This window comes from Microbulbifer maximicatervae (SeqCode) (assembly GCF_056231245.1).
On sequence record NZ_CP174334.1, the window covers coordinates 2,712,569 to 2,727,293 of the forward strand.

Sequence of the window (14,725 nt, forward strand, 5' to 3'; positions counted from 1 at the left end):
GTGCACAAGTGGGGGCCAAGCCCTCCACTTGTGCGAATGACCACCTTAGAAATCCTCTTCATTCAGTAGTTTGGCTACCGCACCTATGTGATCAGGGTCTAATAACAAGCCACCCAGCACAAAATTATCTGAATAAACCGAATGCAGTTGGGGAGCAGTGTTTTCATGGTGCCACCACAGAAATGACATTTAGCATTCCTTCCCAGAGTATCCATTTGCTTTCCAAAATCCAGTTTACCCACCTCTACTTTGCGGTTTAGCTTCAGATCCTCTTGAACCAACTTACTTAAAATGGCTCCTCTTACCCGGTGAAACATTTCGATTAACTGTTCCATATTTTCTACACGAAAATGACACTATTCCTCTATTAATTTTCGAGAACAATCACTTGTGCAAATTACCGCACTTAAAATCTGGCCTTTAAACAATATCTCATAACATATTAAACCCAGAACTAGGATAGACCTATTATCTTCTTCAACAACGTGAATCCGCTTATATACAGGCCTATTAAGCTCCAAGTAGTAGCGAGATGAAAAAACTGGGGGAGGTCTAGAAAATAAAAAAAACAAATGGCAATAAAAAAGTAGTATGACGCAATTTATCACCTACATACAAATTGCATTAGAAGCGCCCTCTACTATATAAATCCTGTTAAAACTTGAATCTTATTCACCGATGAACGCGCTCGAATTGGTTCTTGATGACTACCGGGCACCTGTTCCCTCACAAGTACTGGAGCCTTTAGTGGCAAATTAATGAACGTTTAGCTGTCCCCTAAACGTTCACTCGTGAGATCAACTTGGTGGCTTAAGTCATCAAAGCGAGACTTGCTTAGGGTAAGAAGTGCTATCACTTTTCGAAGCAATTTTGCATTGCACAAAAGAAATTAAAAGAGGGATCAGGATTAGGGTAATCGGTGTAGCAAATAGTTCCCCAAATACCAAGGATATAGCCGCTGGCTTTAAATATTGGGCTTGCTCACTGGTTTCGGCTAATAATGGTAGCAACCCACAGATAGTAGTCACCGTGGTTAAGAAAATTGCCCTAACGCGACTTTTCCCAGCTTGAAGTAACGCTGTTTTTACTGGTACGCCCTGCGCGTAGAGCTGATTAAATCGGCTCATTAATACTAGGGAATCGTTAATCACTACCCCAGTCATTGCCATCATCCCAAACAAGGATAACAAGCTTACTGGGAAGCCCAATAGGCCGTGTCCAATAATTGCCCCTGCAAAGCCCATTGGAATCACCGACATAATAATCAAAGGTTGCCAATAGGATTTTAATGGTATCGCCAACAAAACGTAGATAAGTAAAAGGGTCAGCAACATGGACTTTTTAAATCCAGCCTGTACTTCTACTATTTCGGCAAATTCACCAACGGCCTTAATTTGGACACCCGGATATAGGCGCTCCAGTTCTGGTACCAACCCTTCCTTTAGCTTCTCCCAGTTTTTTTCCGGTGAGATAACAGAACGATTCTGACGCCAGTAGATACTGACCACTTCATCGCGATTACGACGATAAATAACCTCGGGCTCACGCTCATACTCAAGCTGGGCGATTTCACCTAAGCTTACGTAGCTGTTGCCATCCAGGTTAATAGGAGTCGCTTTTAACTGCTCAATTGTTTTAGTTTTTGCTTGAGGAAAGCGGGCCAAAACCAGAGTTTCTTCACCTTTATCCAACAGGCGATGTATTTCAATCTGGCCGTATGCTCCGCCTATCAGCACCGCCAGATGGCTTTGATCAATTCCCAGGCTGGCTCCTCGCTCATTAACCGAAATTTTCAGCTGTCTTTTAGCAAGTTGGCTATCATCGTATACATCGTTCACACCGGGCAACTCAGCGAGTGAAGCCTTGAGGCGGTCAGCCACTTGTTTTGCCTGATCTCGATTGCGAGCAGAAACCGCAATGGCAGTGTCGCCCGCCGGCTCCTCCGTAAGGCTAAACTTCACTGCATAGCTACCCTCCAGGATACCTGTATGCAGCCGCAACTCCTCTAAAAAGCGGTTGCTCGCTAATTTAGCCAAGGCGTCATGTGTTAATTCCGCTGTCAACTCGATAGTCTTGGTGCCTTCCTTTGACACTATATACTTGCTAACAGGTGAATCTGGAAGTTCAAACTCCTGTTGCAACCTATTTGCAGTGCGCTTGATGGCCTGTTCAAGCTGACCGGTATTGCGTTCCACTAAAGTATTTGCAACACCATGCTGCATAGTCACTTTAACCGTGGCATAGCGCCCTGGAATCTCAGGGAAAAATACTGAAGCAATATGCCCCTTGAACATAGCGCCATAGGCCAGTAGCAAAAAGGTGACGAACAGACTAATGCTCGTTTTCCGGTTTACCAAGCTCAAAGACAAAAGCGGAATATATATCTTATCCGAAAATTTATCTAATAAACGGTTACATTTCTCTCTGGCAATCTCAATCCATCGTTTTAGTGCGCCTTTAGTTTGAGTATGTGTATTTGGATAGCTCAAATGGGCGGGTAATATAAATTTGCTTTCAATTAGTGAAAATATCAGTGCAAATATCACTACAGCTGAGAATCCTGACAAGGCTTTTGCCAACTCATTTTCAATCCATAACATCGGTGAAAAGGCCGCGATTGTAGTCAATACGCCAAAAACTGTGGGCACGGCTACGGCTTCAACACCCTTCCAGGCAGCTTCTTTAGTGTCAGTTGTATTTTGTCTCGCCTGGTGAATACTTTCACCGACCACAACTGCATCATCTACCAATATCCCCAGCACCAAAATCATGCCGAATAAAGTGATATCGTTAATGCTGTAATCCAGGGAAGGAAAACCCATCAATGTAATCGCACCAGCAAGGGATATGGGAATCCCCAAGGCAACCCAAAAGGCCAGCCGCGTATCTAAAAAAAGCACCAATAGTAATAAGACGATGAATAATCCCTGTAAGGCGTTGCTACTTAGTAGGTCTAATTGCTCGGAAATATAAGGGGACATATCCGCCATTACATCCAATTGCATATTCTTGGGTAAGGTCGGTTCTAATGATTCTAATACTGATTTTGTGGCTTCATTGATATGAAACAGGTTGTCCTTTTGGCTGGTGGATATCATCAGTGCGACTGCAGGTTGCCCTTGGTATCGAACAATACTGTCGGTTTGCTCATAATCTCGCTTAACAGTAGCGATATCACTGAGTCCCACTCGTGCCGTCGATGTATTGATAATGGGGATATTCCTAAGTTCCGCCAAGTTGTCAGCCAGGAAACTGCCCTGCAGTACAATATTGCCATTGGCCGTTCTTAATTCGCCACTGCGATATTCTACTGACCATTGGCGAATACGTTTCGTTAGGTTTTCAATGGATAAACCGTAGCTTTGGAGTTTCCTGAGGTCCGGCTCTATAGCCAATAGCTTCTTTCTTTTACCCAGGTTTGTCACTTTAGAAATAGCAGGATGTTTCTTAAGTGCTCGCTCTACTCGTGAGGATACCTGCTGAAGAGAATCATTATTGTCACCACCGTAGACCATGACAAACGCCGCAAGATTCGTATATTCACTGCGATAAATACGCGGCCGCTCCGCCAATGCAGGAAAACCTTCGATACTTTCAACTTGATTGCGAATATCTTCTATCAAACGATCCAGCTTAACATTAGTATTTTTTCTCACTACTAATGAAGCGTAACCTTTGCTCGATTGACTGGTTATGCGCTTTATCCCTGCAACACCACTGATAGCTTCCTCAATACGCTGTGTAATACTCTCATCGACCTGGCGGGCAGTGCCGCCGGGGTAGACAACGGAGATTTCGACTTCCGTAGGTGGAATTTGTGGGAAGCTTTCCACCCGCAGATTTTGAAAGGTCAGCAAGCCTGCAACCAGAATGAACACCATAAGAAGGTTAGCGGCAACCGGGTTATCCAGGAACCAGCGTGAGAGTGTTTTCATGTGCAGGCCTTAGTTGATAGTCATTGCAACCGCTTGACCTTCAACAAAGTTGGTCAAAGGAAAGCGAACAAGCTGACGATTCTGGTGGGGCCGATTCTTGTAACGAAACAGGACTGATTCCGGCCGCATATCCAGTAGCTCTATCTCTTCCAAAAGTAGGGATTGTTCAGAAACGCTCCATACTTTCCCATCTTCTGTAAGAACCGATGCTGGTGCGCTGACAACATAGCTCTGTGTGTTGCCTCCAAACACTACACCGACCTGCTGATCGGCGAGCAAGGGAGTCTCGTGCTGAAAGGGGTTAGCCACTTGCAACATAAGGCTAAGCTGACGGGTGACCGTATCCATGATTGGGCTAAGGTAGCGGACCGAGGCCTGCCATTGTTGTCCGTCAGGCGCCTCTATAGTGATTTTGTTGGGGTCTTGCTGAAGGCCGTCTAAGCGCTGCCAAGTCTGCTCGGATAGCTCAACTTTAATATCCAGGTAATCACTGGCTGCCACTCGAAAGAGTACATCCCCCTCATTTATCCATTGGCCAGGATGGATTAAATCTGCAATAACCACTGAGTCAAAAGGCGCTTTGATTTGCGTATCAGCCAGCCTCTGCCGGGAGGATGCGAGAGCTCCCCTCGCCGCTTCTCGATTTGCCTCTGCGGCTTTGACATGTGGCTCCAGCCGGCCAAATGATGACTTCGCTTTATCCCCTCGTTTTGCTACGTATTGACGCGTTAACACCTCGGCCAAGTTGAGTTCAGCTTCTGACACTCTGGCTTGAGCAGCACTTAGCTCAGACTGGTAAAAAGTATCCTGTAGCGATGCCAGTATTTCTCCTTTTCTAATGAGGCTGCCCGGCATTGCGTGTTTAGCAATATGGGTGACACGCCCGCTGACTGACGCGATAACTTCAGTCGCCCAGCGGGGTTGTGTTATGCCCGTTGTTTTGACTTCAAACTGTGCATCCGCCGGTACCGCCTCTACGACGGTGACAGTAAGACCAAGCTCTTTGGGCTTCTCGACCATGGCTACCGGCTGTTGCTCAGCCCCAAGCCACAGCCCTACCAAGACCAGTAAGCTGGTGGCAACGACACCTGCAGCCCGTCGCTTTAACCAGATTCCCGCAATTTTCATCATGCCTAGGCAACTTACAGTTTATGGAACACTCTTGCACCATAACTAATAGCAGATTATGATACAAGTATGTTCCATAAAGTTTGAGTGATAACTCCATGGCTGATCAACTAGATGCGCGTATTCAGAAGTCACAAACTGCGATCATGAAGGCAGGAATGGAACTCTTGAGCAAAAACAGGGAGGCGTCACTTAGTGACATTGCCAGGGCGGCTGGAGTTGGGCGCACTACCCTTTATCGCCTTTATGACACGAGAGAAAAGCTGATTAAGGCTGCTGCAATTCACTGCCTGCAGGCATTTGATAAAGCTACCGAACACTTGGAAAGCGAAGCTGAATCAGCTCTGCAAGCCTTCCACCTGATGTTCAAGGCGATCTTTCCGCTGTCCGCTGAAATGGAGTTTTTAATGAAGCTGGGAGACTTTGATGAAGATGACCCAGAACTCACCGCGATCTATGAGAAACAGGGAAATGAAATCGCGACATTAGTGGAATACGCAAAATCCGAAGGCAGCTTGTCCAAGAAACTTCCTACTTCCTGGGTAGTAAACCTGGTAGAAGGTCTGCTTTATACATCCTGGTTAACAAAAAATGCAGAATCCATAGACCACAATACGCTGGCCGATTTAGCGTTTCACACATTTTGTAATGGCGTTGCTAGTTAACCATTGAGAGTGTTGTTAAATGACTCAGCCAGTTACTGCTGATTTTACGAAAGATAAGCACAAACATTCTTTACTTTCGATTTTTACCCGATTTAAGTGGCGAGTATCCTTGACCCTAGCGCTGGTCATTATTGAAACACTCCTCGAACTACTCTTTCCACTTGTCATCGGCTGGGCTATCAATAGTCTGTTAGAACAGTCCTATGATGGCATTTATCTATTGGCAATCTTGGGTACTATCTCTGTCCTTATAGGAAGTGCTCGAAGATTTTACGATACAAGAATCTACGCACATATTTACCAGGTAGTTACGTCGGAAATGGTAGCCCGTGAAAAAGCAAAGAGGCAGTCGGTATCGACTATTACTGCGCGCTCCAGTTTATTAACTGAAATTGTCGAATTCTTTGAAAATAGTCTACCAGAAGTCATTACCGTTTCTATTGGTACGGTGGGTTTGCTCATTATCATCAGCGCTATCAATCTTAATGTCTTTCTAGCTTGCCTGGCTCTTCTTGCTATGATTATCCTGATCTATTGCGTAATCGGAAATACCAATTATCAGCTGAATGAATCTTATAATAATGAGCTGGAATATCAGGTTGATGCGATTAAACAGCCAAATGTTGAGCATGCAAAAGCACACTTCCAGCGCCTTATGCGGTGGAATATTGAATTGAGTGACCTGGAAACAGGTACTTACTTTATATTGTGGGCAGGCATAGTCGCTTTGTTTGTTTACGCTCCCATAGCTGCAATCGATGGGGGCCTGGTTAACTACGGGTTAATAGTTGCCTTATTAATGTACGTTTTCGACTTTATTGGGAAGGTATCTGCGTTGCCACTCTATGTTCAGCAGGTTATTCGTTTGAAGGAGATTTCTAATCGGATTCGATCATAAGGAAAGAGGGGCTTTATTGCCAAAGGCACTCCCCCCGTTCCAAAACAGCTGGGCTTCTCACCAAATACTGGCTCAATCTCAAAAGAAACTTTGGAAGCCGCTTTCAAAGCTTGATACAGGCACAGATGACCGCCGGCGCTTTCTTTCTACTAATGATCCGCCCCATCAACAAGCGCTGACCACTTATCATCCAAAGTACCAGAAAAGGCTACGCAGTTCCCCCTCCCGTCAGCTGGGAACATTGACTATTGATACCAAAGGACCAATTCCCAATGCAGCGCGATTACAATATGTAGCCCGCACGATCTCGCGGACCTCTACAGAAACCATCTCCACATCGGGCACGGCTGCACATAGGGCCTTGGCTAGTAAATGAGCCAAGCTTTGTCGCTGCTCAATACTTCTACCTGAAAGCAGACTGCACTCCAGGTGTACAAACGGTGCTGGTTCAGGTCCAACCAAATAGTGCTCGACAGGTAACAAACGAACTTTAATATCCCCCGGCTCAAAGAGTGCAGACTGATCTGCAGCGGCATGGATAGAAGTCAGTAAGCTATCAACATCTACCGACTCAAGTAGGTTAGAAGGACACTGGATAACACAGTGAGGCATAAATACTCCCAGGTGAATTTTGAAAGAAAAGCTACATGACCGGAGCGGGTAGTGTATCCGCTGGCAGTAAGCGATTAATGCTCCAGTTCAAGATATGGGACACCCAAAGTCCGTCGTCATCCACATAGATCCCATGTACAAAGCCAAATTGCTTCTGTCCCCGCCCAGGCTGGCCTTGATAGCGCATCTTGAGATCACCAGACAGGTCGTACTGTCGCACTTCCTCGGCCCGTGCATCTGTCATCCACAAAGCATCACCTTTGAGAAAGAGGACATAGGGGTAACCTATTCCACGCCATTGAGTTAAATATTTACCCTGTGAATCAAAGATCTGTAGCCTGCGGTTTTCACGATCGGCAATATATAACTGCCCCTCAGAATCAATCACAATGGAGTGAGGGAAATTAAACTCTCCAGGGGCCTCCCCCTGACCACCCCAGGTGGTTACCAAAAGGCCATTCTTATCCAGCTTTACGATGCGGCTGTTGCCTTTATCCACCACATAAATAAATCCATTTCTATCCACTGCAACATCTTGGGGCTGATCGAACAGCACCAAGTTGTAGTCGCGATCAAACCAGCCTTCACTGGCTGCTCCTCGCTTCCCCAATACCATGGCTACTTCGCCATCAGGTGCAAATTTCAATACCAGGTGCGTGGCAGTATCGGTAGTCCAAATATTGCCCTTATGGTCTATACGAAGACCATGCGGATTTTCAAACAGTCCCGCGCCAATTTCGCGAACAAAACGCCGCTGCCCATCGAACTCCAACAGCGAATGAGACCCTCGGTGAAACACAACAAAGTGGCCATTCTCCCTGCGGACCACCCCCGCAACCTCCCCAAAGTGCCAACCCACTGGCAACTTAAAATCACCCCCCTTGACGTGAAATGGCTGGCTGTTTGGCGGTGCCTCGGCCAGCGTAAAGGCGCTGGGAACCAAAATCAGGCATAGCAATACAATCACTCTCATCAGAAACCCTTCTTAACTTGTCAATCTGCCAAGATATTGTGACTTTTTCCTATAAATGCGTTAATAGCATAAATTTGATATTCACTTTTTCCTGCCAGGAAAGTATTGGAGGTTCCTCTGGACCGGTTCCACTTAATTCAGGTGTTCACTACGGTGGCGCGATTGGGGTCATTTACCCGTGCTGCTCGGGAATTGGGGTCCACGGTGTCCGCTGTGAGCAAGGCCATCCAACAGCTAGAGCAGCGACTGGGTACTCGGCTAATTCACCGTACTACCCGATCCCAAAGCCTTACGGATGCGGGGCGGGACTACCTGGAAACCACAGAGCGCGTCCTTAATGATCTAAGGGAAGTGGAAGAGCGCCTAACCAGCTCCAAGGGGCAGCCCTCTGGACTGCTGCGGATTACCGCCCCAACGGCTCTGGGGCAGTTCTGGCTGGCACCTAGGCTCCCGAAGTTTACAACTGAGCACCCAGATATCCGTTTGGATCTGATTCTGGATGATCAGCTTCGGGATCTTACCGGTGAAGGGTTTGACCTGGCATTGCGCTCCCAACCTGCGCAGCCCCAGTCAACACTCTACTCTCATCAAATCGGCCGGCACGATCGGCTCCTGGTAGCATCTCCCGAATACCTGGCAAGGATTAAGTCTTTTTCCTCCCCGGACCAACTCAATAAATTCCAACTACTGTGTTACAAGTACAGCCGCGATCCACTTTCCTGGACTTTTCAAAAGGGGCAGGAATCGATCACGATTGCCCCCAAGCCCTACTTTTCAAGTAATAACTACTATTCCCTCTACCAAGCAGCCCTGTCTGGCGCCGGTATAGCTTGCCTTTACGATTATTTGGTAGAGCGGGATATGACGGCGGGTAACTTGGTTCAGGTTCTGCCGGATTGGCAGCAATCAAGCAGGCCACTTTTTGCGGTGTATCAGCAGAGAAGAGCCGCCTCCGCCAAGCTGGATGCCTTTTGGAGATTTCTGGAGGAATGTTTTCAGAACAACGCCTGCTGACACTCCTGTAGCATAGGTGTTTGTGTATTTAGTTGGCGCTGGGGGGGCGAACCATCTCATTGGCAAGTACAGGGACCCCACTGTAGGTAGTTTGCAGCTCCCTGGTCACCACAAAACCATATTTGCGATACAGGTTTTTCACCGGGTCGTTGGTCTTGGCAACCTGCAGGTGTACAGCGCCACTGATTTCCCCTAACAGGTACTCCAGCAACTCCCGCCCTACCCCCTGACCTCTAAACGAAGGATGCACAAACAGTGCACGAATCTCATTCTTATATCGCGCACCATAGCCAAGAACATCACCTTTTTCGTACACATAAATATCCGACTCCATCAGCTGGGCCAAACGTTTTTGATCTTTATCCAGTGGCAGTAGATTGAAACTCCGGCTTTCAAACCGTAGCTCATCAAGTTTTGAACGGGCATATATATCCAGCACACTTGGATAGTCATTTTTATTGTATTTTCTAATCATTTTGAGAGTGAATCTGTACAAAAGAAGGCAAGTTCAAATTTATCTTCCTGATTATCAATTGAAGTAAAGGGGACAACAAGGACTATTCGCTACTTCTTCCGTGACGTACATGGAACATTGGACTACTTAAACCAACTCCGAAACCCTATATTGGATACTCGTACATGTGCGCTAATTAAGAATTGATGAATAATTCTTCCCGGAGCTCAAAGTATTACCACTGCTTTCTCTTTATCTTCCTTCTTCTACCAATCATTCCAGCTGCTTTTTCACTTCAACAATCAAGATTATTTAAGTCGTAGAAGCGGCGATATCTTCAGGTAATCGATCTAGCGGCTCCTGAATTCGCTCAGTTAAGCCAAAGTCCTTAAGAATGCCATAAAGGGCTGGCAGGACTAACAGAATCAAAACGGTTGAACTACTTATCCCAAATACAATACTGGTCACCAGTGGAATCAGTATCTGGGCTTGAAGGCTGGTTTCGAACATCAGTGGCAACAATCCGGCCACTGTTGTCAGTGAGGTAAGGAAAATAGCCCTGAACCGGTCGCGACTGGCTTGACTCGCCGCCGAGTGAACGTCCATTCCCTTTCGGACACGAAGCTTCACAAACTCTACTAACAGGATTGAATCATTCACCACAATTCCAGTGAGAGAGACAAATCCCATCATGCTGGGCATCGTCATATTCTGCCCCATAATAATATGTCCCCAGACTACACCTATTAAAGCCAGGGGAATCGCCATCATCACAATTACAGGTTCGGTATAACTACGAAATTGAAGCGAGAGTAGTAAATAGATTCCTATTGCCCCGATCAACAAGGCCTTACCCATCGATAGACCTGTAATGAGACTATTCTCAATCTCTCCTTTCATGGTTACCCTTAGGCCCGGAAATTCCTGCTCCAATGGTGCAAAAAAGTTCTGTTGGGTATCCAGCAGAATTTCACTGGCATTGGCCCTCTCTGTAAAAACATCTGCAAAGACCGTAACAACACGCTCACCATTTATTCTCTGGATACGCGCATAGTCCCGGTGCATTTCAATATCGGCAATTGCCATCAAGGGTACACGCTGCCTTGTTTCAGGGTGGATAATGACAAGCTCGTCAAATCGTGACAGCGCACTGCGAGATGGCTCATCCATTCGAACACGAATTTCGTAAGTCTCTCCCTGATACTGCACTTCATCAATCTCTGTGCCCTGATAGGCAGCTCTCAGTTGAGTGGCCACAACACTGGCATCAATACCAGAAGCATAAACCCCCTCCCGCATTCGGACCGTCAGCTGTGGCTTACCAGGACGCAGGTCATCCAGTACATTCACCACTCCTTCGTAACTGCGCAGCCAGTTTTGTAGACGTATAGATATTCCTTTTAGCTGATCAATATCCAGCCCGGCCAAGCGAAGGTAAATAGCTCGTCCAGCTGGACCAGGCGATGGCTCCTTATACAAAATCGCGATCGCACCAGGTATATCGCCAGCAGCCTTACTCCAGGCCTGACGTAACTCACTGATACTTGTATGGCGAACCTCTGCAGCCAGTAGGTCGACATTTATTGTGGCTACATGAGCTCCACTCTCAAAAGCATCGCCATTCACACCGTAAGTAACACTAATGTGCTCGATAAGTGGCGCTACCTCTTTCCCTGAGAGGTTTCCAGCAGCTAAATACAGGGCCTTCTTCTGATACGCCACCAGATTTTCCATTTCTACGAGGGAGGTTCCTTGGGGCATTAGAATTCGGGCCTGTAGTAAATCTCCCTCCAATGTAGGAAACCCTTGGAATTTAACTAACCCCGCAGGAAGAAGACTCACCGTAACAAAAAATAGTCCCACTACGCCGCCGACAAAAGCATATCTGTATTCCACCGCTTTATCAGCGACACGCCCGACATACTCTCTCCACAACTCAAATCGCTCAGCAAAAGCGACTTTCCAGGCTGATGGGTTTTCCTTGTACGAAAGGGCATGACGCAAATGGGCGGGGAGAATAAGAAAGGCTTCAATCAGGCTAACCACTAGTACAGAGATCAAAACAACTGGCAAAACTTTGAGGACCTGCCCCATGTCCCCTTTGATAAAAGCTAATCCAGAAAAAACGATCACGGTAGTGACAAATGAGGAGATAACCCCCCTTGCAACACGCTTGGTTCCGATAACCACCGCCTGAAGAGGTGTACGGCCATCTCGGTATTCGGTGGCGATACTTTCCGAAAGCACAATGGCATCATCCATCAAGATGCCAATTGCAATCAGCAGCCCCACCAAGCTGATCATATTGATGGATATACCCAAAGCAGTAATCACAGCAAAGGCGCCGAGAAATGAAACGGGCAGGCCCATAACCACCCAAAACACATATCGCCCGCTAAAAAACAAATAAAGGGTCAGCGCAACAAGAATAAGCCCTTGCCAGGCGTTGGTAATAATCATCCTTAAACGATCAGCAACAATTGAGGCGCTATCCTGAGTAAGAATCAACCGCATTTCTTCCGGCAAACGGGCATTTTCCGCTTGTACAAATTCGCGAACCGCTTCCAACACCCTCAAACTGTCATCCACACTGTTTTTCTGAACAACAAGCAATGCGGCTCGCTGCCCATCAAAAGTGATTTTGTCCTCCTCCTTTTCAAAACTGTCGTAGATAGTGGCAATATCGCCCAATCGCACCTCTGCGCCAGCCATTCCTTTGACAACAATAAGTTCTTCAAGCTCTGCTGCGGTGCGCCGCTTTTCGGTAAAACGAACCTGATACTCCCGATCAGGTGCAGTTACCTTACCGGCGGGCATATCAATTGCCTGCTTATCGATAATTGCGGCAAGATCGGCAACACTCAGTCCATACTGTCGCAAATTGTAATCTGAAATTTCCACTTGCAATTGATGGTCTGAAAAACCGGAAATTTTGACAATGGGCACCAACGGATGACGAAGTAACTCTCGGCGATAGTGCTCGGCCAATTGGTTGAGCTGGATCAAAGGCAAATCTGCGCTTAGGGCAACACTCACCACCGGCTGGGTACGTCCCAGCTCTTCTATGACTGGCCTTTCGCTCTCAGCAGGAAGGGAGTCTATCGCATCTACTGCAGATTCATTGTCGGCAAGAAACTGCCCCATATCACCTGCTTCCTGCATTTTCAGTTTCATCACGCCAAGATTGTCTGCAGCTTCACAGCGGCGCTCATCAATAAATGGGATGCCATCCGTTGCCTCTTCGAGGGGGAGGCAGATACTGTCTTCGACCTCAGCGGTAGCTGCACCAGGATAAAATACTGAGACTTGTACTTCGAACTTGTCGATTTCCGGCATAGTCTCTCGCTTCATCGTCGGCAATACGAAAAAGCCAGCCAGCATTAAACCCACCATAAGCAAATTGGCAGCAGTTGGGTGGATCGCAAAAAAGCGAATCACTCGCCAACTTCCTCTGCTGCCACGGCCAGGTCTGAAACTCCCATTTTGACATCGATGACAGATACTGCCGTCCCACTGATTGCTGGGATAACATCAGTAGTTATCACCTGATCTCCAGGCACCAAGCCAGAGCGAACAACAGCTAGATCACCCAGGTAGTAGTCCACCGTTATGGTGCGAATCTTCAATTGATTATTTTCAGCCAAGTAGACCCGCCCTTCATGCATGGCTCTGCGAGGGATAACCAAAGCTGGCGAAGGAGGTGCAACAAGCTTAATCCGGGCATACATACCACGAAATAGGGGCGGCCGACCCTCGGCTACTATATTTCGATAAGGGTTATCCACTGCAACCACTACGGATAGAGTTCTGCTTGTGGTATCCATGGTACCTCCAACTCTCACTACCCTGCCCCGCCATTCCACCGGTTTAATACCACCTACCAGTCCAACCCTGGCCTCCAATCCCAATAAGGCATCTGAGAAGTCGTCAGGCGAGAGAGTTTGATCACTGGGAGATTCAATACTCCGAAAAAGAGGCACTATTTGAGCCATCGTCAGTTCGGCTGAAACCTCCACCTGATCCATACCATAAGCGACAAAAAGCCGAGTCCCATGGGCAACAGACTGGCCAGCCTCCACATAGACATCACCGATCCGCACGTTATAGGGCAGGCTTATCCGGGTTCGCGATAACTGGTAGCGACTTTCACCAAGCAGCGCTTCAGCACGACTTATCTGGGCCTTTATCACCTGCCTACGAGTGGGAAATAGGGAGAGATTACCCTTTTGAAGTTCAACTTCTTGTCGCAACTTCAATACCCGTTGCTCCTCCGCATCAGCCGCTGAGCGAGAAACAATCCCCTTAACCGCCAACTGCTCTTTTCGCTGTAATTCCTGTTCCCCTAATTCCAGTGTCCTCTGAGCTATTTCCAACGAAAGCTGTCTATTAGCCTTTTCAACCTCCAGTTCTTGCAATTTTGCGCGATAAACAGCCAGGTCACTCTCCGCTTGAGCAACGGCCAATTGATAGCTGGTTTCGTCAATATTTAGGATTGGTGCCCCGGCAGATATTATTGCGCCAGGTTCCAAATCAGCCGACACTGAAACCACACGACCACCAACTTCAGAGTTTGCCTCAAGGGTAAGGCTCGGCATCACCTCTCCAAAAGCAACAGTTTCAGCTCGAATAGGCATTCGCTTCACTTCGATAGCTTCCACCAGCAGCTCCGGAACTTGCCCTTCGTATCTTTGTGGTTTCTGTCGACTGGCCACCAGCGACACAGCCATTAAAATTCCACCAAGTATCAAAACGGGTAGCATTCGACGACGCTTTAGTAAGGCTTTGATTGCGCTACTTGTCATAGTTTTACCCATAAAGAACTGGCCGAACCAGACCTTAAAAAGCCTAGTGCCACTAAAACCCAGCAGTTGAATACTCTATTAAAGTTCGCAGAACGCACAACACCCTATAAAGCTTAAAGTAGTTACTCAATATATTTATTTATCATGTAATCTGCGCCAACTCATATCAATCGACTATCAATATTGAATTCAATCCCACTTCGATTCACTCCCCCCTTAAATTCACTGAACTATGCTTGGGCTA

11 protein-coding genes are annotated in these 14,725 nt (G+C 47.0%); 3 read left to right on the forward strand and 8 right to left on the reverse strand.

Annotated elements, in window-relative coordinates; all coding sequences use genetic code 11:
* Positions 1-45: 45 nt before the first annotated feature.
* The 3 genes from ACJJIS_RS11675 to ACJJIS_RS11685 form a co-directional block, all read right to left on the reverse strand.
* Complete coding sequence (locus ACJJIS_RS11675; RefSeq protein ID WP_444905501.1) at positions 46-189, reverse strand: DnaB-like helicase N-terminal domain-containing protein; 144 nt, start codon at positions 187-189, stop codon at positions 46-48.
* Between the two features lie 629 nt (positions 190-818).
* Positions 819-3,935, reverse strand: coding sequence for an efflux RND transporter permease subunit (locus tag ACJJIS_RS11680; protein ID WP_475708165.1), 3,117 nt, complete (start codon positions 3,933-3,935; stop codon positions 819-821).
* A 9-nt stretch (positions 3,936-3,944) separates the two neighbouring features.
* Positions 3,945-5,066: an efflux RND transporter periplasmic adaptor subunit gene (locus ACJJIS_RS11685; protein WP_475708166.1), complete on the reverse strand. Its 1,122-nt coding sequence runs from the start codon at positions 5,064-5,066 to the stop codon at positions 3,945-3,947.
* A gap of 95 nt (positions 5,067-5,161) precedes the next feature.
* Here ACJJIS_RS11685 and ACJJIS_RS11690 point away from each other — a divergent pair, with 95 nt between their 5' ends.
* On the forward strand, positions 5,162-5,728 hold the full coding sequence (locus ACJJIS_RS11690; RefSeq protein ID WP_444905504.1) for a TetR/AcrR family transcriptional regulator: 567 nt from the start codon (positions 5,162-5,164) through the stop codon (positions 5,726-5,728).
* A gap of 19 nt (positions 5,729-5,747) precedes the next feature.
* Positions 5,748-6,626 carry an ABC transporter six-transmembrane domain-containing protein gene (locus tag ACJJIS_RS11695; RefSeq protein WP_444905505.1) on the forward strand — a complete coding sequence of 293 codons (879 nt, stop codon included), beginning with the start codon at positions 5,748-5,750 and terminating at the stop codon, positions 6,624-6,626.
* A gap of 228 nt (positions 6,627-6,854) precedes the next feature.
* Here the strand turns inward: ACJJIS_RS11695 and ACJJIS_RS11700 are convergent, their stop codons facing one another.
* Positions 6,855-7,238, reverse strand: a complete 384-nt coding sequence (locus ACJJIS_RS11700; protein WP_444905506.1) for a 5-carboxymethyl-2-hydroxymuconate Delta-isomerase — start codon at positions 7,236-7,238, stop codon at positions 6,855-6,857.
* A 31-nt stretch (positions 7,239-7,269) separates the two neighbouring features.
* Positions 7,270-8,211: a peptidyl-alpha-hydroxyglycine alpha-amidating lyase family protein gene (locus ACJJIS_RS11705; RefSeq protein ID WP_444941954.1), complete on the reverse strand. Its 942-nt coding sequence runs from the start codon at positions 8,209-8,211 to the stop codon at positions 7,270-7,272.
* A 141-nt stretch (positions 8,212-8,352) separates the two neighbouring features.
* Here ACJJIS_RS11705 and ACJJIS_RS11710 point away from each other — a divergent pair, with 141 nt between their 5' ends.
* Positions 8,353-9,225: a LysR family transcriptional regulator gene (locus ACJJIS_RS11710; protein WP_475710353.1), complete on the forward strand. Its 873-nt coding sequence runs from the start codon at positions 8,353-8,355 to the stop codon at positions 9,223-9,225.
* A 28-nt stretch (positions 9,226-9,253) separates the two neighbouring features.
* On the opposite strand, the gene ACJJIS_RS11715 is transcribed toward ACJJIS_RS11710, so the two are convergent.
* From ACJJIS_RS11715 to ACJJIS_RS11725, 3 genes are all read right to left on the reverse strand, one after another.
* A complete protein-coding gene (locus tag ACJJIS_RS11715; protein ID WP_445354410.1) occupies positions 9,254-9,700 on the reverse strand; it encodes a GNAT family N-acetyltransferase in 447 nt (148 codons plus the stop codon).
* Between the two features lie 291 nt (positions 9,701-9,991).
* The gene (locus tag ACJJIS_RS11720; protein ID WP_475708167.1) at positions 9,992-13,117 is read right to left on the reverse strand and encodes an efflux RND transporter permease subunit; all 3,126 of its coding nucleotides are present in this window, start codon (positions 13,115-13,117) and stop codon (positions 9,992-9,994) included.
* Entirely contained in the window at positions 13,114-14,481 is a 1,368-nt protein-coding gene (locus ACJJIS_RS11725; RefSeq protein ID WP_475708168.1) for an efflux RND transporter periplasmic adaptor subunit, read from the reverse strand. Before ACJJIS_RS11725 ends, ACJJIS_RS11720 begins: the two co-directional genes overlap by 4 nt.
* Positions 14,482-14,725: the final 244 nt, after the last annotated feature.